This window comes from Pseudovibrio sp. Ad26 (assembly GCF_001623285.1).
Classification (GTDB): Bacteria; Pseudomonadota; Alphaproteobacteria; order Rhizobiales; family Stappiaceae; genus Pseudovibrio; species Pseudovibrio ascidiaceicola.
The window spans coordinates 119,000-141,062 of sequence record NZ_LMCE01000008.1 but is presented as its reverse complement, the minus strand read 5'-3'; the positions used below and the strand labels follow the sequence as shown (position 1 = coordinate 141,062).

Annotated in this window: 19 protein-coding genes; 12 read left to right on the top strand and 7 right to left on the bottom strand. The window is 50.7% G+C overall.

Annotation, left to right across the window (positions count from 1 at the left end; genetic code table 11):
- Positions 1 to 154 precede the first annotated feature (154 nt).
- Together dnaK and PsAD26_RS02180 are read right to left on the bottom strand one after the other, a co-directional pair.
- Entirely contained in the window at positions 155 to 2,071 is a 1,917-nt protein-coding gene (gene dnaK, locus PsAD26_RS02185) for a molecular chaperone DnaK (RefSeq protein WP_063309166.1), read from the bottom strand.
- 292 nt (positions 2,072 to 2,363) lie between these two features.
- Positions 2,364 to 3,857 (bottom strand): FMN-binding glutamate synthase family protein, encoded by a 1,494-nt coding sequence (locus PsAD26_RS02180; protein ID WP_063299160.1) that lies wholly within the window; start codon positions 3,855 to 3,857, stop codon positions 2,364 to 2,366.
- Between the two features lie 135 nt (positions 3,858 to 3,992).
- Between PsAD26_RS02180 and PsAD26_RS02175 the strand changes: the two genes are divergently transcribed.
- Complete coding sequence (locus PsAD26_RS02175; protein ID WP_063309165.1) at positions 3,993 to 4,613, top strand: alpha-ketoglutarate-dependent dioxygenase AlkB; 621 nt, start codon at positions 3,993 to 3,995, stop codon at positions 4,611 to 4,613.
- 8 nt (positions 4,614 to 4,621) lie between these two features.
- Here PsAD26_RS02175 and PsAD26_RS02170 read toward each other — a convergent pair whose 3' ends face one another.
- The 3 genes from PsAD26_RS02170 to ubiE all read right to left on the bottom strand — a co-directional run bounded on the left by PsAD26_RS02170 (position 4,622) and on the right by ubiE (position 7,978).
- Positions 4,622 to 5,284 (bottom strand): helix-turn-helix domain-containing protein, encoded by a 663-nt coding sequence (locus tag PsAD26_RS02170; RefSeq protein ID WP_057463089.1) that lies wholly within the window; start codon positions 5,282 to 5,284, stop codon positions 4,622 to 4,624.
- Positions 5,285 to 5,584: 300 nt separating this feature from the next.
- A complete protein-coding gene (gene ubiB, locus PsAD26_RS02165; protein WP_063309092.1) occupies positions 5,585 to 7,168 on the bottom strand; it encodes a 2-polyprenylphenol 6-hydroxylase in 1,584 nt (527 codons plus the stop codon).
- Between the two features lie 6 nt (positions 7,169 to 7,174).
- Positions 7,175 to 7,978 carry a bifunctional demethylmenaquinone methyltransferase/2-methoxy-6-polyprenyl-1,4-benzoquinol methylase UbiE gene (gene ubiE / locus PsAD26_RS02160; RefSeq protein ID WP_063309091.1) on the bottom strand — a complete coding sequence of 268 codons (804 nt, stop codon included), beginning with the start codon at positions 7,976 to 7,978 and terminating at the stop codon, positions 7,175 to 7,177.
- Between the two features lie 108 nt (positions 7,979 to 8,086).
- Between ubiE and mutM the strand changes: the two genes are divergently transcribed.
- From mutM to PsAD26_RS02110, 10 genes are all read left to right on the top strand, one after another.
- A complete protein-coding gene (gene mutM, locus PsAD26_RS02155) occupies positions 8,087 to 8,989 on the top strand; it encodes a bifunctional DNA-formamidopyrimidine glycosylase/DNA-(apurinic or apyrimidinic site) lyase (RefSeq protein ID WP_063309090.1) in 903 nt (300 codons plus the stop codon).
- A 122-nt stretch (positions 8,990 to 9,111) separates the two neighbouring features.
- Complete coding sequence (locus tag PsAD26_RS02150) at positions 9,112 to 10,056, top strand: L-lactate dehydrogenase (RefSeq protein WP_063309089.1); 945 nt, start codon at positions 9,112 to 9,114, stop codon at positions 10,054 to 10,056.
- Positions 10,057 to 10,257: 201 nt separating this feature from the next.
- The gene (gene gndA, locus PsAD26_RS02145; protein WP_063309088.1) at positions 10,258 to 11,685 is read left to right on the top strand and encodes an NADP-dependent phosphogluconate dehydrogenase; all 1,428 of its coding nucleotides are present in this window, start codon (positions 10,258 to 10,260) and stop codon (positions 11,683 to 11,685) included.
- Positions 11,686 to 11,848: 163 nt separating this feature from the next.
- Positions 11,849 to 12,493, top strand: a complete 645-nt coding sequence (locus PsAD26_RS02140; protein ID WP_057463095.1) for a GntR family transcriptional regulator — start codon at positions 11,849 to 11,851, stop codon at positions 12,491 to 12,493.
- Positions 12,494 to 12,694: 201 nt separating this feature from the next.
- Positions 12,695 to 13,477, top strand: coding sequence for a DeoR/GlpR family DNA-binding transcription regulator (locus PsAD26_RS02135; protein WP_063309087.1), 783 nt, complete (start codon positions 12,695 to 12,697; stop codon positions 13,475 to 13,477).
- Positions 13,474 to 14,565, top strand: coding sequence for an ABC transporter ATP-binding protein (locus tag PsAD26_RS02130; RefSeq protein WP_063309086.1), 1,092 nt, complete (start codon positions 13,474 to 13,476; stop codon positions 14,563 to 14,565). Before PsAD26_RS02135 ends, PsAD26_RS02130 begins: the two co-directional genes overlap by 4 nt.
- 61 nt (positions 14,566 to 14,626) lie before the next feature.
- Positions 14,627 to 15,916 (top strand): ABC transporter substrate-binding protein, encoded by a 1,290-nt coding sequence (locus tag PsAD26_RS02125; protein WP_063309085.1) that lies wholly within the window; start codon positions 14,627 to 14,629, stop codon positions 15,914 to 15,916.
- Positions 15,917 to 15,993: 77 nt separating this feature from the next.
- A complete protein-coding gene (locus PsAD26_RS02120) occupies positions 15,994 to 16,872 on the top strand; it encodes a sugar ABC transporter permease (RefSeq protein ID WP_063309084.1) in 879 nt (292 codons plus the stop codon).
- On the top strand, positions 16,869 to 17,726 hold the full coding sequence (locus PsAD26_RS02115) for a carbohydrate ABC transporter permease (RefSeq protein ID WP_063309083.1): 858 nt from the start codon (positions 16,869 to 16,871) through the stop codon (positions 17,724 to 17,726). The genes PsAD26_RS02120 and PsAD26_RS02115 overlap by 4 nt, the downstream gene beginning before the upstream one ends.
- A gap of 83 nt (positions 17,727 to 17,809) precedes the next feature.
- On the top strand, positions 17,810 to 18,004 hold the full coding sequence (locus PsAD26_RS02110; protein ID WP_063309082.1) for a hypothetical protein: 195 nt from the start codon (positions 17,810 to 17,812) through the stop codon (positions 18,002 to 18,004).
- A gap of 39 nt (positions 18,005 to 18,043) precedes the next feature.
- Here the strand turns inward: PsAD26_RS02110 and PsAD26_RS02105 are convergent, their stop codons facing one another.
- On the bottom strand, positions 18,044 to 18,442 hold the full coding sequence (locus PsAD26_RS02105; protein ID WP_063309081.1) for a hypothetical protein: 399 nt from the start codon (positions 18,440 to 18,442) through the stop codon (positions 18,044 to 18,046).
- A 25-nt stretch (positions 18,443 to 18,467) separates the two neighbouring features.
- Entirely contained in the window at positions 18,468 to 20,318 is a 1,851-nt protein-coding gene (locus PsAD26_RS02100) for a glycerophosphodiester phosphodiesterase (protein ID WP_063309080.1), read from the bottom strand.
- 434 nt (positions 20,319 to 20,752) lie between these two features.
- Between PsAD26_RS02100 and PsAD26_RS02095 the strand changes: the two genes are divergently transcribed.
- Positions 20,753 to 22,021 (top strand): imelysin family protein, encoded by a 1,269-nt coding sequence (locus PsAD26_RS02095; protein WP_063309079.1) that lies wholly within the window; start codon positions 20,753 to 20,755, stop codon positions 22,019 to 22,021.
- Positions 22,022 to 22,063 lie beyond the last annotated feature (42 nt).

Here is a 22,063-nt window from a genome sequence, read left to right as displayed (position 1 = left end):
CACATTACCAACTACCCATATGTAGGAAGCAGCTCTCTCAAATGCAATTGCACCCAAAAGGCTCTTTTCGACTAAAATCTTCCATACAGTCGGGAAATACTTGAATAAAGTTAACCTCGCAAGCCCATAGGAGCTTGCGAGGTAAAAGTATTAGTTAGCTGGACTTTTTGTCGTCGTCGCGAACTTCTTCGAAGTCTGCGTCAACCACATCGTCAACTGGCTTTGGCTCACCATCGTCTTCAGCACCCTCTCCGGCTTCCTCTGCCTGAGCGTCCTTGTACATAGCTTCGCCAAGTTTCATGGAAACTTCTGCAAGAGACTGGGTTTTCGCAGTGATATCTTCCAGATCTTCACCTTCCAGAGACACCTTCAATGCAGCTAAAGCGCCTTCGATTGCAGACTTGTCTTCGTCTGAAACCTTATCGCCATACTCTTTAACGGATTTCTCTGTTGAGTGGTGAAGTGCTTCACCCTGGTTTTTGGCTTCAACCAGATCCTTACGCTTCTTATCGTCTTCAGCGTGAGATTCTGCGTCTTTCACCATCTGCTCGATATCAGCATCGGACAGACCACCAGATGCCTGAATACGGATCTGCTGTTCTTTGCCAGTGCCTTTATCAGTTGCAGACACATTCACGATACCGTTTGCATCAATGTCGAAGGCGACTTCAACCTGAGGAACACCGCGAGGTGCTGGCGGGATGCCAACCAGATCAAACTGACCAAGGATCTTGTTGTCCGAAGCCATTTCACGCTCGCCTTGGAAGACGCGGATGGTCACTGCAGTCTGATTGTCTTCAGCTGTAGAGAATACCTGGCCCTTCTTAGTAGGGATGGTGGTGTTACGGTCGATCAAACGAGTGAATACGCCACCCAGTGTTTCGATGCCGAGGGACAGAGGTGTAACGTCCAAAAGCAGAACATCTTTAACGTCGCCCTGAAGAACGCCTGCCTGAATTGCAGCACCCATCGCAACAACTTCATCAGGGTTTACGCCCTTATGAGGTTCTTTGCCAAAGAACTGCTTAACGATTTCCTGAACCTTTGGCATGCGAGTCATACCACCGACGAGAACAACCTCATCGAGTTCACCAGCTGCAAGGCCTGCGTCTTTAAGAGCCGCTTTCATTGGAGCAACAGTACGCTGAACCAGATCGTCAACGAGTTGCTCAAACTTTGCGCGAGTCAGTTTGAGGGTAAGGTGCTTAGGACCGGAAGCATCTGCTGTAATGAACGGCAGGTTGATTTCAGTCTGGGATGCGGAGGACAGCTCGATTTTTGCTTTTTCAGCTGCTTCTTTCAAGCGCTGCAATGCGAGTTTGTCGTTCTTAAGGTCGATGCCCTGCTCTTTTTTGAATTCATTCGCAAGGTAGTCAACCAGACGCATGTCAAAGTCTTCACCACCGAGGAAGGTGTCACCGTTGGTGGACTTCACTTCAAATACGCCATCGCCGATTTCCAGTACGGAAACGTCGAAGGTACCGCCGCCAAGATCGTAAACCGCAATGGTTTTACCGTCGTTCTTGTCCATGCCGTATGCAAGAGCAGCGGCGGTTGGTTCGTTGATGATACGCAGAACTTCAAGGCCAGCGATCTTACCGGCATCTTTAGTTGCCTGACGCTGTGCATCGTTGAAGTATGCAGGTACCGTGATAACAGCCTGAGTAACAGTCTCACCCAAGAAGCTCTCAGCGGTTTCTTTCATCTTTTGCAGTATGAAAGCGGAAACCTGAGATGGGGAGTACTTTTCACCTTCAGCCTCTACCCATGCGTCGCCGTTGTCAGCTTTAACAATTTCGTATGGAACCAGCTTTTTGTCTTTTGCGACTGTTGGATCATCAAAACGACGACCAATGAGACGTTTAACAGCAAACAGGGTGTCTGTTGGGTTGGTAACAGCCTGACGTTTCGCTGGCTGACCTACAAGCTTCTCACCATCATCAGAAAACGCAACCATAGAAGGGGTAGTACGCGCACCTTCTGCGTTCTCGATTACTTTGGCGTCTTTGCCGTCCATTACAGATACACACGAATTTGTCGTGCCGAGGTCGATACCGATGACCTTTGCCATGTTTTCATTCTCCTTTCGGCAGACCGCCCGAACCCCAAAGGCCTTCGGATAATGTCGGATCAGCATCCGACCGGTCCCCAATACATTGCACTTGCGTGAGTTGTCGCAAACACGCAAGAAAACTTCAATTGGCTATATAAGAGGGGTCCCTTGCCCCTGCAAGGGACAGGACCCGATATATCGACACAAGATCTATCCGAAGCCATTTTCTGAGTTAAGAAATTGAACTTTTCTTTGGAAAACCACAGAAAACACCTCCATTGCATCCCGGTTTTCTGCGTAACCCTCATTTCTAAGAGGGTGTTTGTGGATAGAGCTCTTCAAGAGAGACGGAGTGTCCACTTTCCTGGACGATGCGCACGTGCTCTCGTGAAAGCTGCCTTGCAGCATCGACCCCACATGCATGAGCAATCATATCAACCTCCATCCGCACGCTATGACAATAAGCAGCGACTCGGTGGCTCTTTTCTGTTGGGTCAAGACCAGTCTGAAGTGCTTTATTATGGGTGGTGATACCTGTCGGACAGGTATTTTTGTTACACCGCATTGCTTGGATACAGCCCAGTGCGAACATGAAGCCCCTAGCAGTTACTACAAAATCAGCCCCTGAACACAACACTAGGGCAACGGCGGACGGGATAATTCGCTTTCCAGAAACAATGATACGGATACGGTCACGCAGATCATGCTTTCGCAAGACATGATCGACAATTGGAAGTGCCTCAGAGATCCTTAGACCTACGTTGTCCATGAGAGGCATTGGCGCTGCACCCGTACCACCATCTGCCGAATCGATGGTGATAAAGTCAGGTGCATGCTCGATCCCACGATGGTTGATTTCACGACAGAGCTCTTCCACCCAAGCGCTTGAGCCGATCACTGTCTTGAAACCTACAGGCTTCTTGGCAATGCTGCGGACGCGGCTGATGAAGTCTAAGAGCTCACCCGTATTGCTGATCTCAGGATGACGATTTGGAGCGTGAGATGGTTGCCCGACTTTGAGCCCACGAATTTCTGCGATCTCAGGTGTCACCTTTCCACCAGGCAAGAGACCACCTTTTCCGGGTTTTGCGCCTTGAGCGAGTTTGATCTCGACCATTTTGACCTGAGCGTTGTCCGTTATTTTTTTCAGCTTGTCTTCATTGAGCGTGGAGTCATCATTCCGGCAACCATTTTTTGCTGTCCCCATTTGAAAGACAATGTCAGCACCACCTTCTAAATGGTACGGAGATAAGCCACCTTCTCCAGTATTCATCCAGCACTTTGCCATCTTCGCACCTCGTGAAAGAGCGAGGACCGCAGGTCGGGAAATAGCGCCGTAACTCATGCCAGAGATGTTAAAGTAACTGGGAGGCACATAGGGATTTTCGACGTAAGGACCGATGAGAAGCGGCTCAGGCTCATCGATTTCCTTCTCCAATTTTGCGAAGGGGGCATTCACGAACAGTGCCGTTCCGGGTAAGTTGAGGTTTTTTGTGGACCCGAACGCCATTGTATTACCTTCTGCCTTGGAAGCATGATCCACCCAGGTTCGCTCTGCCCGGTTGAACGGCATTTCCTCCCGATCCATAGCGAAGAAGTACTGACGGAAAAACTCACCTAAATGCGAGAAGAGCGCTCGGAATCGACCCACGACAGGGAAGTTATGCCGAATGGCATCTTTGTGTTGGCGTCGATCAACAACATAAAGAACGATAGCGGTAATAAGTGCGATCAAGATCAGGAGTGAAACAAACGCTGCAAAAATATTTAGTACAGTCGAAAGTAACGTAGGAAGAAGGTGCATTTGTGGATCTCCTTAACTGGGAGCCGCTATTTTGAAGATTATGGGTTAAATTCACTTTCGGCAAATCTCTCCAAATTTTCCGTTTTTGTAAGCGGTCTTTTCAGCAAATATGTCCAGATTAGAAGAGGTCTTGAGATGCAATTGAGCGATGGCTTTCCTAAAGGTTTCAAGTACCTGCCCGGATACTTCTCTTCTGAGGAGCAGAAGGAACTTATCGATACGCTGAGGCATCTCATCAAAGAAGCTCCATTATTCACTCCAGTGATGCCGCGAACGGCCAAGCCTTTTTCCGTTCGGATGAGCAATCTTGGTGCATTGGGATGGGTGTCTGACAAGGGTGGCTATCGCTACCAACCACTACATCCAGAGAGTGGCCAGGCTTGGCCTGATATCCCTGAAGTTCTACTGAGGCTTTGGAACAAGGTTGGTGACTGCTCGGCAGCGCCAGAAGCCTGCCTCGTGAACTACTATGCAGAAACAGCTAAAATGGGCATGCATCAAGACAGGGATGAAAAGACGTTTGAAGCCCCGGTTGTGTCAGTCAGTCTTGGAGATACAGCAATGTTCAGACTCGGCGGTGTGAAACGCGGAGGCCCGACGCAATCACTTAAGCTTAATTCAGGAGATGTTGTTGTACTCGGAGGAGAGTCGCGGCTTTGCTACCACGGCATTGACCGTATTCTTGGCGGGAGTTCGAGCCTCCTTAAGGACGGAGGCAGACTGAATCTGACACTCCGCCGCATCTCGCCATTTTAGTCAGAGTATCAGGCCTCTTCGAGCGCGCCAGCCATAAAGAAGGCACGAATGCCGCTGGACACGAAACGAATAGTGCCTTCGACTATCTCATCCTGATCCATTTCTTCATCGTAAGGGCCTTTGGAAGCCCCAGTCACAACGTAAAGCGCCTCTAACGTTGCGCTGTGCATGAGCATCATCAGCAACTGAGCACGAGGGCCCGTTGGAATGTCGCTCTTGGTGGCTTTCGCCAGAGCCTTCGTGATCCTAAGGATAATTCTTGGTGGCTCCCATGAATGCATTATCTTCTGACCCGACTCCGGGTCAGAGAAGACCTGACGAATGAGAACAACAAACGGAACCAGCTTTCCAGTGTCTCTTGAGATCCCTTGTACAATCAAGGGTTCCATGAATGCGCGGGTTATCTCTTCCAGGTCGGGCTCGCGCCCACCAACTTCAAGCGCATCCAGACGCTGCATGCGCATATCGTCAATTTCGCGAAGGCGGCGCATAAAGACCGCTCTGACAAGATCATCTTTGCTGCCAAAGTGATAGTTGACTGCTGCAACATTAGCGTCGGCTTTTTCGGTGATCATTCTTACAGAAGTTTCCGCAAGACCATGTTCAGCGAGCAAGCGTTCTGCTGCATCAAGTAACCGTTCACGGGTCCCCAATTCAGAACTGTCTGGCACAGCGGCACCTCCAGGAAGATAGTTTACAATTGCTTTGAGCACTCTCTGAAGGTTTTGAGTAGACCCTTAGAAATCTCAAATACTTCTCTTAAGCTACCTTGCTTTTAGCACGTTTTAGTGAGCAACAACCCGCCTACAATTCATATCATCAATTGCAATGACTATATAAAACTTAGATAATTTTATGCAGTAACTTAGTATAATCCAATTATTTCTAGAATTTTCAGCTGTATCCGGCTAACCAATAAAAAAACGGGAGCGTAACAACTCCCGTTTTTCATAGTTTCAACTCAGAATATCTTAGAGATAGATGCCGTAAGCAATTGCTGAAAGAGCGATTGCTATGACCCAAAGTGCGACACGTCCAGAACGGCTATGCTTCGCTTCCGATCTACCAATCGCATCTGCGGTTGCCTCATCGAATCTCAGGCCGTTGTTTGCCATCGCTTCCAGCTGATTGGAAAACTTGCTCGCACGGTCAGCAATAATCGGTAAATCACTTGCCAAACGACCCAAAACAGTCACGCCTGTTGCCAGGTCTGTGATGCGCCCCATAGGGCCAAGATTTCTCTGAATCCAACCGGTTACAACAGGGTCAGCCGTGTTCCACATATCCAGATGCGGGTTCAGTGAACGGGCGACACCTTCTGCCAGAACCATGTTTTTTTGCAGCAAAATTAACTGAGGCTGAGTATGCATGTTAAACATCTCAGTCACTTCAAACAGCTGTGTCAGCAAACGCGCCATTGAGATTTCACTGGCATCATGCCCATGGATCGGCTCACCAATCGCCCGAATTGCTTGTGCGAATATATTCACATCCTGATCTGCAGGCACATATCCAGCTTCAAAGTGAACTTCGGCAACTCGCAGATAATTGCGAGTTATGAATCCATATAGAATTTCCGCCAGGAAGCGTCGCTCAGACAGTCCCAGACGTCCTGTGATCCCTAAATCGACCGCGACCAGAGTCCCGTCCGGCTCAATGAAGAGATTGCCCTGATGCATATCCGCGTGGAAAAAACCGTCACGTACGGCATGGCGCAAGAAAGTCTGGATCACATTATTGCCCAGCTCCGCCAGGTCATGACCTGCTTCCTCGATACCTTCCAGATTGGAAAGCTTTACGCCGTCGATCCACTCCATGGTGAGCACGGAACGAGAGGTACGTGGCCAATCCACACTGGGAACGCGAAAATCTTTGTCGTCCTTGCTGTTTTCACCCATTTCAGAAAGAGCTGCGGCTTCCATGCGCAGGTCCATTTCCAAAATGACAGCGTGCTCATAGGTCTCGACCATCATAAGCGGACGAAGACGGCGGCTTGCCGGACTAAAACGCTCAGCAAGGCGGGCAGCAAGGTAAAAGCTCTTTAAGTCTCGCTTAAACCCGCGCTCGACACCGGGGCGCAGCACTTTAACGGCTACTTTTTCCAGTTCACCATCGCGGTTTCGGAAATACGCAGGATGCACCTGTGCAATCGAGGCAGCAGCAACTGGCTCACCAAATTCTTCGAAGTGATCTTCGACTGTTTTGCCCAGCTGTTCTTCGACTGTTTTGCGCGCGTACTGCGTCAGAAATGGTGGAACATTGTCCTGAAGTGCAGACAGCTCCTTTGCGGCTTCCTTACCAACCACATCCGGGCGTGTCGCAAGAAACTGCCCCAACTTAATGTAGGAGGGACCAAGGCGGTTCAGCGCATCTGTCAGGCGTGCTGCAGCATCTTTTTTCTCAATGCCACGACGCTCAACCATACGTACGACACCAATAGCCAAGCGCGGTCCGGGAGGGAGATCTGGCAGAGAAACGAGTCCGAAAACACCTTCGCGGGCCATAACATAACCCGCGAAAACCAGACGCATAAATGGCACAATATTTGCGATCATAACTGGTTAGATTTTCCAGCCGGAGTGAAGTGCAGCGATACCGCCGGTGTAGTTTCGATAAGTGACACGCTCAAAACCTGCATCACGTATCATCTGCGCAAAACGTTCCTGATTTGGAAACTTGCGGATAGATTCTACGAGATAGCTGTATGGGTCTCCATCACCTGTCACCGCCTGTCCGATTTTTGGAATAGCGTGGAAAGAAAACAGGTCGTAGACCTTATCAAGTGCTGGCACGTCTACCTGTGAGAATTCAAGGCACATAAAGCGGCCGCCGCGTTTGAGCACACGGTGAGCTTCTTTCAGTGCTTTGTCGATCTGAGGGACGTTACGGATACCGAATGCAATGGTGTAGGCATCGAAGTGCTTGTCCGGGAAAGGCAGCTCTTCTGCATTGCCCTGAATAAACTCGATGTTTTCAGAAAGACCAGCTGCGCTTGCGCGATCTTTACCGACACCCAGCATTGATCCGTTGATGTCACAGACGGTGGATTTGATTGTGCGATTGGAGCGTTCAACAACGCGGGTTGCAATGTCTCCAGTACCGCCAGCCACATCCAGATGTCGCCATTCACGGGCGCCATTCTTTGGTGGGTTCATGCTGGAAACCATCGCATCTTTCCAGAGACGATGCATTCCGCCAGACATAAGATCGTTCATCAGGTCATAGCGGGATGCCACTTTGTGGAAAACATCATCCACCAGATCCTGCTTTTCACCTTCGCGAACTGTGCGAAACCCGAAGCTAGTTGCCATTTCAGTCGGGTCTGTTACGGATGCCTGCTCAGGGGTTGAGAACTCACGCGCCATAATCAAATCACTCCATTTCGCGGGCGAACATAGTACAGCTTGTTACAAAGCGCTATTCTAGAACGCAATCTTTGCCCAGCAGCAAACCACTGTACCAACGGATATCTTATGCCTGAATTACCGGAGGTTGAAACAGTCCGTCGCGGACTAGCTCCTTTTTTTGACAATGCAACAATTTGCAGAGTTGAACAACGCCGACCTGATCTTCGTTTTCCTTTTGGCGATGATTTTGTAAATCGCCTGGAAAATCGCAGAGTTGTTTCCTTCAGTCGCCGCGCAAAATATCTGCTACTTGATCTGGACAGCGGTGATGTTTTGGTGATGCACCTCGGCATGTCGGGCTCCTTCCGCTGGATCGAGACTGATGATCAAGAGCCAACGCAAACCGTTGAAATGTATCATGCAAAAGGTAAGCACCCTCAGCATGATCATGTCATCTTCCATGTTCGGCCAGCTGATCAGGAAACGATCATAAAGATCATTTACAATGATCCGCGCCGGTTTGGATTTATGGTGCTCATTCCACGCAGTGAGCTGGCAACACATCCGATGTTTGTCGATATGGGGATCGAACCACTCGGCAATGAACTGGATGGAGCCTACCTCGCCAAGCTGTTTGAGAACCGGAAAACCTCTCTCAAGGCAGCTTTGCTCAATCAGAAGTTCATTGCAGGATTGGGTAACATTTATGTGTGTGAAGCACTCTGGAGAACGGGGTTAAGTCCCTTCAACAGCGCATCCACGCTTGCAGGCAAATCTGGTAAGCCACTCAAAAAGGCCGATGAGCTTTCCAATCACATCCGGGAAGTCTTGCAGGAAGCGATAAAATCCGGCGGATCTTCCTTGAAAGATCACCGACAAGCGGATGGCTCACTCGGATATTTCCAGCACAATTTTTCTGTCTATGATCGCGAGGGAGAAGCTTGTCGGACACTGAAGTGTGATGGCGTCATTGAACGGAAGGTTCAAAATGGGCGTTCAACGTTCTTTTGCCCTAAATGCCAGAAGTAAGAATGAGAGCTGATCTGTCACGCTTGAGGGAATTGCATTCCCCAGAGCAACTGTCTAGGAAACAGGCATAATATTAAAAAGCCGGCGGGATGCCCTGCAGACGGCGAGAAAAGGATAGCCCTATGAAAATCGGTGTAGTTGGTGTTGGCGCTGTTGGAAGTACTGCAGCCTACGCCATGGCCATGAACGGTGTGGGCAACGAAATTGTACTCGTCGATTACAATCCGAAACTCGCTATTGCTCAAGCTGAAGATATTCTTCACGCAACCCCGTTTGCACGCCCGATGAGTGTTATTGGTGGTGATTACAGTGATTTGAAAGACGCTGCCGTTGTCGTGATTGCGGCTGGTGTTAACCAGCAACCTGGTGAAACCCGCATTGAGCTGTTGGCACGCAATGCTGGCGTGTTTGCGAAAGTCATTCCTGAGGTGCTGAAATATGCGTCGAATGCGATCCTGATCATCGCAACCAATCCGGTTGATATCATGACCCAGGTTGCGACGGAGATTTCTGGCCTGCCTCGTAATCGTGTCATCGGCTCCGGTACAATTCTGGACACTGCACGGTTCCGTACTTTACTGGGTAAACATCTGGGCATTACGCCAACGTCGGTACATGCAGATGTGCTTGGTGAGCACGGTGACAGTGAAGTGCTTGTCTGGTCTGGCGCCAAAGCTGGTAATACGCCGCTGTTTACCTTTGCAGAGCAGGTCAACAAGCCAATCACCCAAGATGTTCGTGACCGTATCGACCATGGTGTTCGTTACGCTGCCTATTCGATCATTGAAGGCAAGGGGGCAACCAACTACGGCATTGGCGCAGGGCTCTCCCGTATCGTGAAGGCTATCGTGACAAATGAACACGCCGTCATCAGCCTTTCCATCGTCAATGAAGAGATCGTCGGCGTGAGGGACACAGCCCTTTCAGTGCCGCGAGTGCTGGGTGCTGACGGTATTGAAGCTACGCTCCTCCCAAGTCTGGATGAGTTGGAACGTAGCCAGCTGCAAGCTTCCGCGGTGGCGTTGGAAACGGCGGCAAAAGAAGTACTTTCCAAGCACCTGAAATAGTGAAGATCCTGCAAAAGCTTTATTTCGGCAGTTTTATTAGGCTTTTGCGGAATTTTCTTATTCTCACCTTGGCAAAAACCTGTTTTTCACCTATGCCACAGACCTAGTTTCTGATGCACAAGCGCATACAATCGCCAAGTTAGCTATTGGATTAGGTTTGTTGCGCGCGTCTGTGCACCACTTGCAGCGCGGAGAGTATTGATGACACAGGCGGATATCGGCCTTGTTGGACTAGGCGTCATGGGAGCCAATCTGGCTCTTAATATCGCAGACAATGGCTATAAAGTAGCGGTATTCAACCGTACTGCAGAGGGAACCCAAGCTTTCATGGAGAAGGCTGGACACCTCAAAGACATGTTTATTCCGTGCTACAGCACAGAAGAGCTGGTAGCGAACATCAAAGCCCCTCGTCCTATCATTTTGATGGTTCCGGCAGGCGAGCCAGTTGATCAGCAGATTTCTGTTCTGAAAGACCACCTGAAAGACGGTGACATTCTGATTGACGCAGGCAACAGCGACTTCCACGACAGTAACCGCCGCTACAAAGAACTGGCCGACACGCCATTCACCTTTGTTGGCATGGGCGTTTCTGGTGGTGCGGAAGGCGCTCGCTTCGGTCCATCCATCATGGTTGGTGCTTCTGAAGCCGCTTATGCGCGTATCGAGCCTATCCTGAAAGCAATCTCAGCAAAGCACAATGACGAACCTTGTGTTGCTTTGATGGGTCCTGAAGGTGCTGGCCACTTTGTGAAGACCTTGCACAACGGCATTGAGTATGCCGACATGCAGATGATCGCTGAAGTTCACGAGGTGCTAACCGAGACACTTCGCATTAGCATTCAGGAACAAGCCGAGATCTTCTCCAAGTGGAATGAAGGCCCGCTGGCGTCTTACCTCATTGAGATCACCGCAAACGTCATGGGTGTGATTGATGAAGAGAGCGGCAAGCCAATTCTGGATGTTATTCTGGATACTGCTGGCCAAAAAGGTACTGGTCGCTGGTCCGCTGTTGAAGCACATATGCTTGGCGTTCCGGCAACTGGTATTGATGCAGCTGTTGCAGCTCGCTGTATGTCTGCAAGCCGTGCACTCCGTCAGGAAGTTGCAGAGCTTTACCCGCAGTCTGATGCAGTTCTGACTTGGGAAATCAAGCAGGAAGGCATCGACGCCTGTGAGCGCGCACTGATCGCTGGTAAGATTGCGGCTTATGCTGAAGGCTTTGCTGTGCTGGCTGCTGGCGGCAAGGAAAACGGCTGGGATTTGCCAATGGGTGACATTGCTCGCATCTGGCGTCAGGGCTGTATTATCCGCTCACGCTTCCTGGATGAGATTGCGCAGGCATATGACCAAAATCCTGACCTGAAATCTCTCTACCTGGCTCCTGCTATTGCTGAACGTATGAAAGATGCTGTTCCTGGTCTGCGCGATATGCTGAGCCTGAGCATCACCAACGGCGTACCAACACCTGCTCTTTCAGCAGCGCTTGGTTCGTTTGACATGATCCGTCAGAAGCGGACTGCTGCCTACGTGATTCAAGGTCAGCGTGACTTCTTCGGTCAGCACGGCTTTGAACGTACGGACAAAGAAGGCTCTGGCTTCCACGGCCCTTGGCCTGCTGGTGGCGCGTAAGCTAGATACAACTTAGGCATGCTAGTTATTAACTAGGCTGTGCTATGCCTGATTGAAATTTGATGCAGAAACTGGCAGGACCCCTATGTGGCCCTGCCCGTCCTTAAGAAGGCTGGCATGTAGAAGCTACAAACTGAGCCTTTACTAATCCCGGGAATAAGATGTGACTGCCAATTCACCCAACGGAGCTGAGATTTACCGCCGTCTCATTAAAGCGATTGAGAGCCGTGAACTGAAACCCGGCAGTCGCTTGCGTGAAGCAGAACTGGCAGAGAAATTCGGCGTCAGTCGTACACCTATCCGGGAAGGCCTGAAGCGCCTTGAAGCGCAAGGACTTGCCGTTCATGAACCAAACCGCGGCATGGTCATTCCTAGTCTGGACCACAACCAGATCAGCGAACTGTACTACCTACGTGAAGTGCTGGAAGGGACTGCGGGTCGACTGGCTGCGCAGCATGCCTCAAGTGCTGAAATCGAGATTCTTCAAGAAATGGTCGAATCCGACATGCAGAACCTTGCCGATGCAGAGCGCTTGATCAAGACCAACCGCGAGTTCCATCGCCGCTTCTATCTCGCATCCCACAACCGCTATCTGGTTGAGCAAATTGACCATATGCGTCTATCTTTGCTGCTGCTGGCAGGCACAACCCTGACCGATGATGATCGTCGTCGTCTGGCGATTGAAGAGCATGCAGAGATTGTGGATGCAATTTCCAAGCGGGATTGTGACCGTGCTGATAAAGCTGCACGCCACCACATCGCAGAAGCCCATAAGGCTCGCTTAAAATTCTTCACTCAGCTCACCTGAGTCTTGTTTAAATTTGGGTGATTTGGAGCGCGTTCTGCTAACAGGACGCGCTTTTTTGCATATGTGAGTCGGTATAAGTACCTAAAAAACCAATCAAAACAAGCTTCACTTTTATTAGTCTGAGATATCACATAAGTTTCATATGAACATAGTAGACGTTCATATGAACAGCATATTTGCAGATTGAAGCAGACTTTTGTGATGGAAACAGCGCTCAGTACAAGACAATCAGAGATTATCTCTCTCGTGCGTTCCAATGGTTTCGCGAGTGTGGACTCGTTGTCGGAGCAGTTTGCGGTTACCACCCAGACGATCCGCCGAGACATAAATCGCTTGAGCGAACTGGGGTTATTGAGGCGGGTTCATGGTGGTGTGGAGGTTCCGGCGAACCGGGGCAACATCACCTACAAGGCCCGAAAAATCCTTAATCTTGAGGCAAAGAACGCAATTGGGTACTCCGTCGCTGAGTACATCGACGATGGCGCAACACTTGCTTTTTCCATCGGTACAACGCCTGAAATTGTTGCAGAAGCTCTTGATACCCACGAGGGATTGAAGATCTTCACCAACAACATGAACGTAGCGATTGCAGCGCTGCGGAACACTTCCAGCGAAGTTACGATTGCCGGAGGTCGATTGCGCCATGGCGATCTGGACGTTCTTGGTTCAAGCGCGGAAGGTTTCTTCAGAAACTATAAGTTCGACGTCGGCATCTTTGGCGTTGCTGGCGTGGACAGTGATGGCACCCTTCTAGACTTCAACGAGGACGAAGCTGCAGCTCGTCAGGCCATCTTGGCAAACTGCCGTCAATCCTTTCTTGTTCTAGACCATTCTAAGTTTGGTCGCCTCGCCCATGTGCGTGCTGGCTTCCTGACTGACGTCACAAAGATCTTTTGCGAAGAAACCCCGCCAGCTTCAATCCTTTCAATAATTGAGAAGTCATCTGCAGAGCTCGTGATCTGCAAACAGGAGCCTACTCTATGAGCAACCTGAACCATCCAGCTCGCCTAGAACTTTCAAACCTGACCAAGTCCTGGGGAGATTCAACGGCAGTCAACAATGTCAACCTGTCCGTGGATGGTGGAAGTTTTACGGTTCTGTTGGGACCCAGTGGATGCGGCAAATCCACGACGTTGCGCTTGATTGCCGGGTTGGAAGAGGCAACTTCCGGGCAAATCACAATAGGCGGGCGGGATGTAACTTATCATTCCCCCGCCCAGCGCGACATCTCCATGGTGTTCCAGAACTACGCACTCTTTCCGCATATCTCTGTGGCGGAGAACATTTTGTTTGGCCTGAAGGTGCGCAAAGTAGGAAGAGCGGAGCGGGATGAGCGGTTGAAGACTGCAGCCGATCTTCTCGGTATTTCTCAGTTGCTGGACCGAAAGCCGTCGCAGCTTTCTGGCGGACAACAGCAACGGGTTGCTCTTGGACGTGCCATCGTTTCTCAAAAGCCTGTTTGCCTGATGGATGAACCGCTCTCCAACCTTGATGCAAAGCTGCGGCAAGAAATGCGCGTTGAGCTGAGAGCACTGCAGCAGCAGCTTGGCCTGACGATGGTTTACGTAACCCACGATCAGACCGAGGCTATCACCATGGCGGATCAGGTGGTGCTGATGAACAAGGGCAAAGTTGAGCAGGTCGCAACACCGAAAGTCATCTATGAGCGCCCTGCCAGTGTGTTTACAGCGCGTTTCATTGGCGTGCCTCCGATGAACATCGTGGAGCTGGACAGAGTTCGTGCTGTTACCCCCACCACTGCTCAGTCTTTGCTGCCTGATGCGCCTGAGGGATGTCTATTAGGCCTGCGTCCAGAGGACATCAGATTAACTGGTGAAAACGGTGTTCCCGCCCAAGTGTTGAGCCTTGAATACATGGGAGCAGATACGTTGGCTAACTGCTCTGTCGGTGGTGAAAAGTTGCTCGTTCGCGTGAAAGGCAGCACTGACTTAAGCCCGGGGCAGAACATTGGCCTGACCTGGGATGAAGAAATTCCTGCAAGTTTTCAGCGAGATACCGGCAAACGCCGGGAAGAATTCAAGCCGGTCGAGGTGCAATTCGAGCCGGCTTGAAAAACGCGCATCAGCGCATTGGAGTGCCCCAATTACTAGGGCAATTTGAGGATATAAACCTATGAAATCCATTTTCAAGTCTTTAGGTCTGGCAGCTTCTGCCGCTGCTCTATCCCTTGGTACTGCGATCAGCGCTCATGCGGTTGATCTGCAATTCTATTTTCCTGTGGCTGTTGGCGGTACGGCCGCAACAACAATTGAAGAGCTGACAGCAGAGTATGCGGCTGCTCATCCTGACGTGAATATCAATGCTGTTTATGCGGGTTCTTATCAGGATACTGTTTCCAAAGCTCTGACCGCAGCGCGTGGCGGCAACCCTCCACAGCTCTCCGTGATCCTGTCAGTCGACATGTTCACTCTCATTGATGAAGACGTGATCATTGCGTTTGATGATGTTGCTAACTCAGATGAAGACAAGAAGTGGCTGAATAGCTTCTACCCTGCCTTCATGGAGAACTCGCAGACTGGCGGAAAGACTTACGGTATTCCATTCCAACGCTCTACTCCGGTTCTCTATTGGAACAAGGAAGCCTTTAAGGCGGCGGGTCTGGATCCAGAAAAAGCACCTGCAACATGGGAAGAGATGGTTTCCATGGGCCAGAAGCTGATCAAGAAAGACGCTTCCGGCAACGTGACCCAGTGGGGTGTGCGTATTCCTTCCTCTGGTTTCCCTTACTGGCTGTTCCAGGGCCTGACCACCGAGAACGACGCTATTCTGGCAAACGCTGATGGCAACAAGACCAACTTTGACGACCCAAAGGTTGTTGAAGCTCTGCAGTACCTTGTCGACCTTTCTGGCAAGCATGGCGTGATGGCTCCCGGTATCATCGAATGGGGTGCAACTCCGAAGGCATTCTTCGAAGGCAACACCGCTATGATGTGGACCTCAACTGGCAACCTAACCAACGTACGCAATAACGCACCGTTCGACTTCGGCGTTGCTATGTTGCCAGCAAACAAACGTCGCGGCGCACCTACTGGTGGCGGTAACTTCTACATCTTTAAAGATTCCAGTGATGAGCAGAAGAAAGCTTCCGTTGACTTCGTGAAGTGGATCACCGCTCCAAAGCAGGCTGCTAAATGGTCGATGGCAACAGGTTATGTTGCGCCGTCTCCAGCCGCTTGGGAAACTGATGAGATGAAGGCTTATGCAGCTGACTTCCCACCTGCTTTGGTTGCTCGTGAGCAGCTGAACCACGCGGTTGCAGAACTCTCCACATACCAGAACCAGCGTGTCACCCGTATCTTCAACGATGCACTGCATGCTGCGATCACCGGCAAGAAAACACCGGAAGAAGCCCTGAAAAGTGCTCAGGCAGAAGCAGACCGTATTCTCTCTGAATACCGCTAAGCCACTCTGATTTCACGTGATCCAGCGAGGCGCAGTTCTGCTGCGCTTCGCTCCAGCATTTTCCAAGAGGTTACCAGATGACCAAACGTATGCAGTGGATTTACGCGTGGCTGTTGCTGACACCAGCAATGGTGATGCTGTTCGCGTTCACCCACTTCCCGGCCATCACCACCATCATCAATAGTTTCTTCTCCACGCCTCGTGGGCGCAGACCTGCCAAGTTCGTAGGGCTGCGGAACTACGAAGAGCTAATGGCGGACCCAACCTTCTGGAAAGTGCTGGTCAATAACCTTTGGTATGCGATGGCAACCATTCCAGCTTCCATCGGCATCTCTCTGTTGATGGCAATCTGGGTGAATGACAAGCTGAAAGGGCGCAGCCTTGTGCGCATGTCGTTCTTTGCGCCCACTGTGTTGCCTCTGATCGCGGTCGCAAATATCTGGCTGTTCTTTTATACGCCGGGCTTTGGTTTGATCGACCAGCTACGCATGGGTGTTTTCGGCCTCCCCGAGAACTCATGGCTTGGCCAGCAGGAAACTGTACTGATCTGCATGATGGTTGTGACTATCTGGAAAGAAGCCGGGTTCTTCATGATCTTCTACTTGGCTGCCTTACAAGCTATCCCTCCCTCTTACAAAGAAGCTGCCGATATTGAAGGGGCGAGCCGCTGGACCTTCTTCTGGAAAATCACCTGGCCGCTGCTCATGCCAACAACTTTGTTCGTATCTATCAACGCTGTTATCAACTCTTTCCGCCTGGTGGATCACATCTTCACCATGACAGGTGGAGGGCCAGATAACGCTTCGTCTTTGTTGCTCTTTTATATTTATGAGGTCGCCTTCAAGTACTGGCAAACCTCTTATGCCGCCACGCTGACTGTCGTGATGCTGGCTATTCTCTCGATCATCGCGATCGGCCAATTCTTCTTTATGGATCGTCGGGTGCATTACAGATGAGCGACTTATCTCTTTCCAACACTGTTGAAACAGCCCGTCCACGTCAGTTCGATTTTGATCGTGCTCTCAACACCTTCGGGGCATGGACACTCGCTATTCTCTGGGCATTGCCGTTGCTTTACGCGATCTGGACGGCGTTTCATCCTGCAGCTTACGAGGCAAACTTTGAACTGTTTGCCCCGCTTACACTGGAGAACTTCACTAAAGCATGGTCAGCAGCTCCGTTTGCTCAATACTTCCTGAACACGACCATGCTGGTGACGATCATTTTGATTGCACAGTTTGTCTTGGGCACACTCGCGGCTTATGCCTTTGCACGCTTTGAGTTCCCCGGCTCGAGCATCCTGTTCACTCTGGTGCTTTTACAGCTGCTTGTGATGCCGGATATTCTGATTGTCGAGAACTACAAGATGATCCGAAATCTGGGCCTGATAGACACAATCGTAGCGATTGGCCTCCCCTATATGGCGTCTGGATTTGGGATCTTCTTGCTACGCCAGACGTTTAAGACCATTCCACGTGAGCTGGACGAGGCTGCGCGGGTAGAAGGTGCTGGTCCGCTACTCGTGCTCTGGAAGGTTTACGTGCCGCTGGCAATTCCGACCTACCTCGCTTACGGGCTTGTTTCGGTCAGCCACCACTGGAACAATTTCCTCTGGCCTTTGATCATCACCAACTCGGTAGAGACGCGCCCTGTTACGGTTGGGCTCTCTATCTTTGCTGCGGTTGATGGTGGTGTGGAATGGAGCGTTATCAACGCGGCGACACTTATGACATCAGGCCCGTTGCTGATCGCTTTCCTGCTGTTTCAGAGACAATTTGTGCAGAGCTTCATGCGCGCAGGGATTAAGTAGGGAAATCGTAATTCCTACCCCTCAAATTTAAATGAAATAGGTGACCTTTGAAGAGGTTCACGACAGTCTTTTGAGGGGAATGAATGAAACTTACCGCGATAACAGCCAGTATCTTTGCAGTATTACTCGGAATTTCGGGGTGTGCCGTGGTTTCAGTCGGAGGGGCTGCGGTCTCTGTTGCTACAACTGCAGTAACAACAACTGCAAAGGTTGGAACAAGTGTCGTAGGAGGAGCGGTGGATCTTGCTATTCCGGACGATAACGAAGACGATGGGTAATAGACCTGTTACTTCAGGTAGATAGCGTAGTATTTCAGATTAATCTACGCTAACGGTTTCAGTACTCGCCAAAACGACTTCTATTGCGCGATGCAACTCGGACATTTGATCTTCATCGAGAACTTCAACGAGCTCACTGCGCGTTTCGACATCCAATTGCTCAAGTGAAAACTTGTCAGCAGGAAGCTCCACGAGAGGTTCAGCACTGGCAGAAATCGGCAGAATTGGGCTATCCAGGCGCTCTGCTTTGACGCGAGCATCTTCCAAAATGACATGCACGAGGCCGCGGCGGTCGTCGGGGAGATTAACCTCAGCAACGATCGCATTGACGGTGTTGCGGTCTCCCAGCAGCAATACTGGCGGCTTGGAAGTCGCAGAATTGGTCATCGAGAGGGCAGTCAGCAACACGCCCATAAACACTACTAGAAGATACGGCATATACTAGATTCTTACGGTCTAAGTGTCAGTTCAAGCTCAGATTATACAGGACAGAAGTATGAAGTAATAACCGCTCGAACTGGTTCATTTCTTTATATTCTTCCAGGGTGTTACGCGCCAGTGCAGGATCATCCGTGATAATTCCATCTACGCCCATGGAGATGTAGCGCAACATGGTAGACGGATTGTTAACCGTCCAGACGAAAACCTGCTTACCGGTCTCTTGTGTTCTTCTGATGAAGTTCAAAGAGGCGGAGGTGGAGGAGACGGCTACGAAGTTTCCTTTGAGTTCGGAGAAATTACCGATAGATGTGGCGGTAAGAAGGCCGATGTTCCAATTTGGTTCTAATTTTCGCATTCTAGAGAGGGCTGATCGTTCTAACGACATGATTGCTATGTCGTTTTCCATGTCAGCCTGCGTGATGATGCGGGCGACCTCGTTTTCGAGGTGTTCGTTGCGGCTGCGGGGATAATATTTGAGCTCAATGAGGAGAACTGCCTTCCCCCTCACAATCTCAAGCGCCTCACGAAGCGTTGGGACGCGCTCGCCCTGGAACTCCATTCCAAACCATCCGCCCACATCGAGAGACTGGATTTCTTCCAGTGTCAGATCCCAAACATTGGCTGGCTTGCTGATGAGGCGCATGAAGTCGCTGTCGTGGGCGATGACCACGGAGCCGTCCGCAGCTTCCTGAACATCGACCTCAATCCAGTCGGCTTTGTCCTCAATTGCTCGCTCCAACGAGGCTATGGTGTTTTCCGGCGCGTGGGCGGAGGCCCCGCGGTGGGCGATGATCAGGACATCTTTTTGTGGCAGATCGGCTGAGACCCAATACGTCCCTGTCAGCACCACGATGGTTCCGACCACTCCAATGAGAGCGGCAAGGCGCATAGGTGTCAGTGGGTTGGCCCACTTACTCTCCAGCTTTGGCGTATGCGGCACCTCAGAAAACGTGTGCCCTTTTCCATCGGCAACGAACAAAGCTGCCTTGAAAAGCAACGCCATAGTGCCAGACATCACGCCACTGATCAGCGTGTTGCCCACCAACAGGAGCACGACGAGACTGCCCAAGATCGCTGCCAATGTCTCGGGGGAGTTCTCCCCAAACGAAATGGCGTAGGAGCCGATCAGTTCCAGCGAGATCAGGAAGAACGCATGGATGAGGATGTCCAGAAGCAACCACAGCGAGACGGCACCTGCAAAGACAGGGCGGAGGCCACGTGAGAGGAACCGGGCCCGCGAAAAAGCGGAGCCAACAGGATGATCTCTCAGCACCACGAGCGGCAAAGACAGCCCCCAGACGAGGATCGCGTAGAGTGGCATAACGATAACCAGTGCCACTCCAATTCCGATGAAGAAGGCAGCCATCCAGAACTCAACGGGTTGAAACTGGAGATAGTAGCTGAAGTCATGCTCTTGCAAAAAGATCAGTATACTCAGTGCGATAATGACAAGACCTGGGATCATTGCCATCACTAAGCGTTGTGTCAGCCGCCATGTAAACATACCAAGGCGGGGGAACATGCTGAGCGTTGAGAACAGAGCATTACGTGCAGCAGGGAACGCGCTTTCCTGCCTGTCCAGCACCGCGAGCAGAGCGACCTGCTCAAGCAGTGCCATGGCGATGAAGACGACGACAAAGAAGAATGCACCGAGCAGTCCAATCGGCGACAGAAAGAAAGACGCGATCTCATAATCGGCCAGCACCGCATTGCCGGAAAGGCCAATAACGAAGTTGCCGATACCAGCAACAATAGGTGTGATTGCAACTGCACCGAGAAAAACGAAGGCATAGTGAACCAGCAGCAAGCGAAATGCGTTTGCTTTCCAGCCACGAAGTATCAATTGAGCAAGCGTGTTTAATCGAGCTGCCATACCCTGTTCTTATCGTTGTTGGTGCAGACAGACTGGCTGATTGATGCCAATTAAATGCAATGTACCTGAAGAAGGTTCCGTAAGAGCGCATAGGTGCTGCGAAGTCAAGATATGCCAAACAAACGGTAACAGTTGAGCGGTGGATTCGCGTATTTTCACGATATTATCCCATTTATTTATGCGAATGATTTGCAACTGCAAAAGTGCGGAAAAGCTTTTAATGACAATAAGTTGCAACTGAAACTCATATTTAGAAAAACTCTAAATTACTGAAAGTGCACGTTTTTAAACTTGACAACAATAGTCAGGAATATGAAATAGCCGCAGTTTTCTCACGCTTTAGGGCGTGACAACATTTGCAAACTGAATTCGTGCAGCCCGGATTTTCCGCTCGCAGCGCGAGGCGAATTCACTGCACATTTAAGGGGATTACAATGAGCTTTATCCGTGGCGCTTTGCTCGGCACTGTAGCACTCGGCAGCCTTTCTACTGTTGCTGTCGCTGCAACTCCTTCTGACGTTCTTGCAACCTACGGCGATATTGCCCAGGCAGCGTTTGAAGACTCTCTGACAACTGCGAAGACCCTTCAGGGTGCAGTGGACGCGCTTGTCGCAGAGCCAACTGAAGACAACCTGAAGGCCGCACGCCGCGCATGGATTGCAGCTCGTAACCCATACCAGCAGACAGAAGTTTACCGCTTTGGTAACGCGATCGTTGATGACTGGGAAGGCAAGGTCAACGCTTGGCCGCTTGACGAAGGTCTGATCGATTACGTTGATGGTGCTTACGGCAATGAGTCCGAAGAGAACCCATTTTACGCAGCGAACATCATTGCAAACACTAAATTGACCGTTGCTGGCGAAGAAATCGACGCAACCGAAATTACACCTGCCCTGCTTGCTGAACAGCTTCAGGAAGCTGGTGAAGTGGAAGCAAACGTTGCGACCGGTTACCACGCAATTGAATTCCTGCTGTGGGGACAAGATTTGAACGGAACGGGGAAAGGTGCTGGCAACCGTCCTGCTTCTGACTTCGACACTGCAAATTGCACCGGCGGCAACTGTGAGCGCCGTGCAGACTACCTTCAGGCTGCAACGAAGCTGCTTATCACCGATCTGGAAGAGATGGTTGCAGCATGGAAAACCGACGGCGCAGCACGTAAAGAGCTGGCTGACAAAGGCGAAGCTGCAGGCATCGCAACCATCCTGACCGGCATGGGTTCCCTGTCTTATGGTGAACTGGCTGGTGAGCGCATGAAGCTTGGCCTGATGCTGAACGATCCTGAAGAAGAGCATGATTGCTTCTCTGACAACACCCACATGTCCCACTACAACGACGTGGTTGGCATCAACAACGTATTCCAGGGTAAATACACCCGCGTTGACGGTTCTGTTGTTGAGGGCGCTTCCCTTAAGGACTTGCTTGCAAAGGCAGATTCCGCTGTTTCAACTGAGCTGGAAGGCAAGCTGAATGCTTCCCTCGGCACCTTTACAGCCATGAAAACCCGCGCTGAAACCACTGAATCCTACGACCAGATGATTGGTGAAGGAAACACAGAGGGTAACGCAGTGGTACAGGCTGCTATCGATAGCCTGGTTGACCAGACATCTTCCATTCAGCGTGCTGTTCAGGTGCTGAAGCTGGAAAATATTGCATTCGAAGGCTCCGACAGCCTCGACAACCCTTCTGCAGTATTCGAATAAGATATCCAGTCCCGCACGAGACACCTCGTGCGGGACTTATCC

Bases quoted from the DNA above. Each gene is read 5' to 3' on its own strand.
- mutM (WP_063309090.1), top strand. From the start codon at position 8,087: ATGCCTGAATTACCGGAGGTTGAAACAGTCCGTCGCGGACTAGCTCCT.
- PsAD26_RS02100 (WP_063309080.1), bottom strand. From the start codon at position 20,318: ATGGCAGCTCGATTAAACACGCTTGCTCAATTGATACTTCGTGGCTGG.
- PsAD26_RS02135 (WP_063309087.1), top strand. From the start codon at position 12,695: ATGGAAACAGCGCTCAGTACAAGACAATCAGAGATTATCTCTCTCGTG.
- ubiB (WP_063309092.1), bottom strand. From the start codon at position 7,168: ATGATCGCAAATATTGTGCCATTTATGCGTCTGGTTTTCGCGGGTTAT.
- gndA (WP_063309088.1), top strand. From the start codon at position 10,258: ATGACACAGGCGGATATCGGCCTTGTTGGACTAGGCGTCATGGGAGCC.
- PsAD26_RS02110 (WP_063309082.1), top strand. From the start codon at position 17,810: ATGAAACTTACCGCGATAACAGCCAGTATCTTTGCAGTATTACTCGGA.
- PsAD26_RS02120 (WP_063309084.1), top strand. From the start codon at position 15,994: ATGACCAAACGTATGCAGTGGATTTACGCGTGGCTGTTGCTGACACCA.
- PsAD26_RS02180 (WP_063299160.1), bottom strand. From the start codon at position 3,857: ATGCACCTTCTTCCTACGTTACTTTCGACTGTACTAAATATTTTTGCA.
- PsAD26_RS02130 (WP_063309086.1), top strand. From the start codon at position 13,474: ATGAGCAACCTGAACCATCCAGCTCGCCTAGAACTTTCAAACCTGACC.
- ubiE (WP_063309091.1), bottom strand. From the start codon at position 7,978: ATGGCGCGTGAGTTCTCAACCCCTGAGCAGGCATCCGTAACAGACCCG.
- PsAD26_RS02115 (WP_063309083.1), top strand. From the start codon at position 16,869: ATGAGCGACTTATCTCTTTCCAACACTGTTGAAACAGCCCGTCCACGT.
- PsAD26_RS02125 (WP_063309085.1), top strand. From the start codon at position 14,627: ATGAAATCCATTTTCAAGTCTTTAGGTCTGGCAGCTTCTGCCGCTGCT.
- PsAD26_RS02150 (WP_063309089.1), top strand. From the start codon at position 9,112: ATGAAAATCGGTGTAGTTGGTGTTGGCGCTGTTGGAAGTACTGCAGCC.
- PsAD26_RS02095 (WP_063309079.1), top strand. From the start codon at position 20,753: ATGAGCTTTATCCGTGGCGCTTTGCTCGGCACTGTAGCACTCGGCAGC.
- PsAD26_RS02105 (WP_063309081.1), bottom strand. From the start codon at position 18,442: ATGCCGTATCTTCTAGTAGTGTTTATGGGCGTGTTGCTGACTGCCCTC.
- PsAD26_RS02175 (WP_063309165.1), top strand. From the start codon at position 3,993: ATGCAATTGAGCGATGGCTTTCCTAAAGGTTTCAAGTACCTGCCCGGA.
- dnaK (WP_063309166.1), bottom strand. From the start codon at position 2,071: ATGGCAAAGGTCATCGGTATCGACCTCGGCACGACAAATTCGTGTGTA.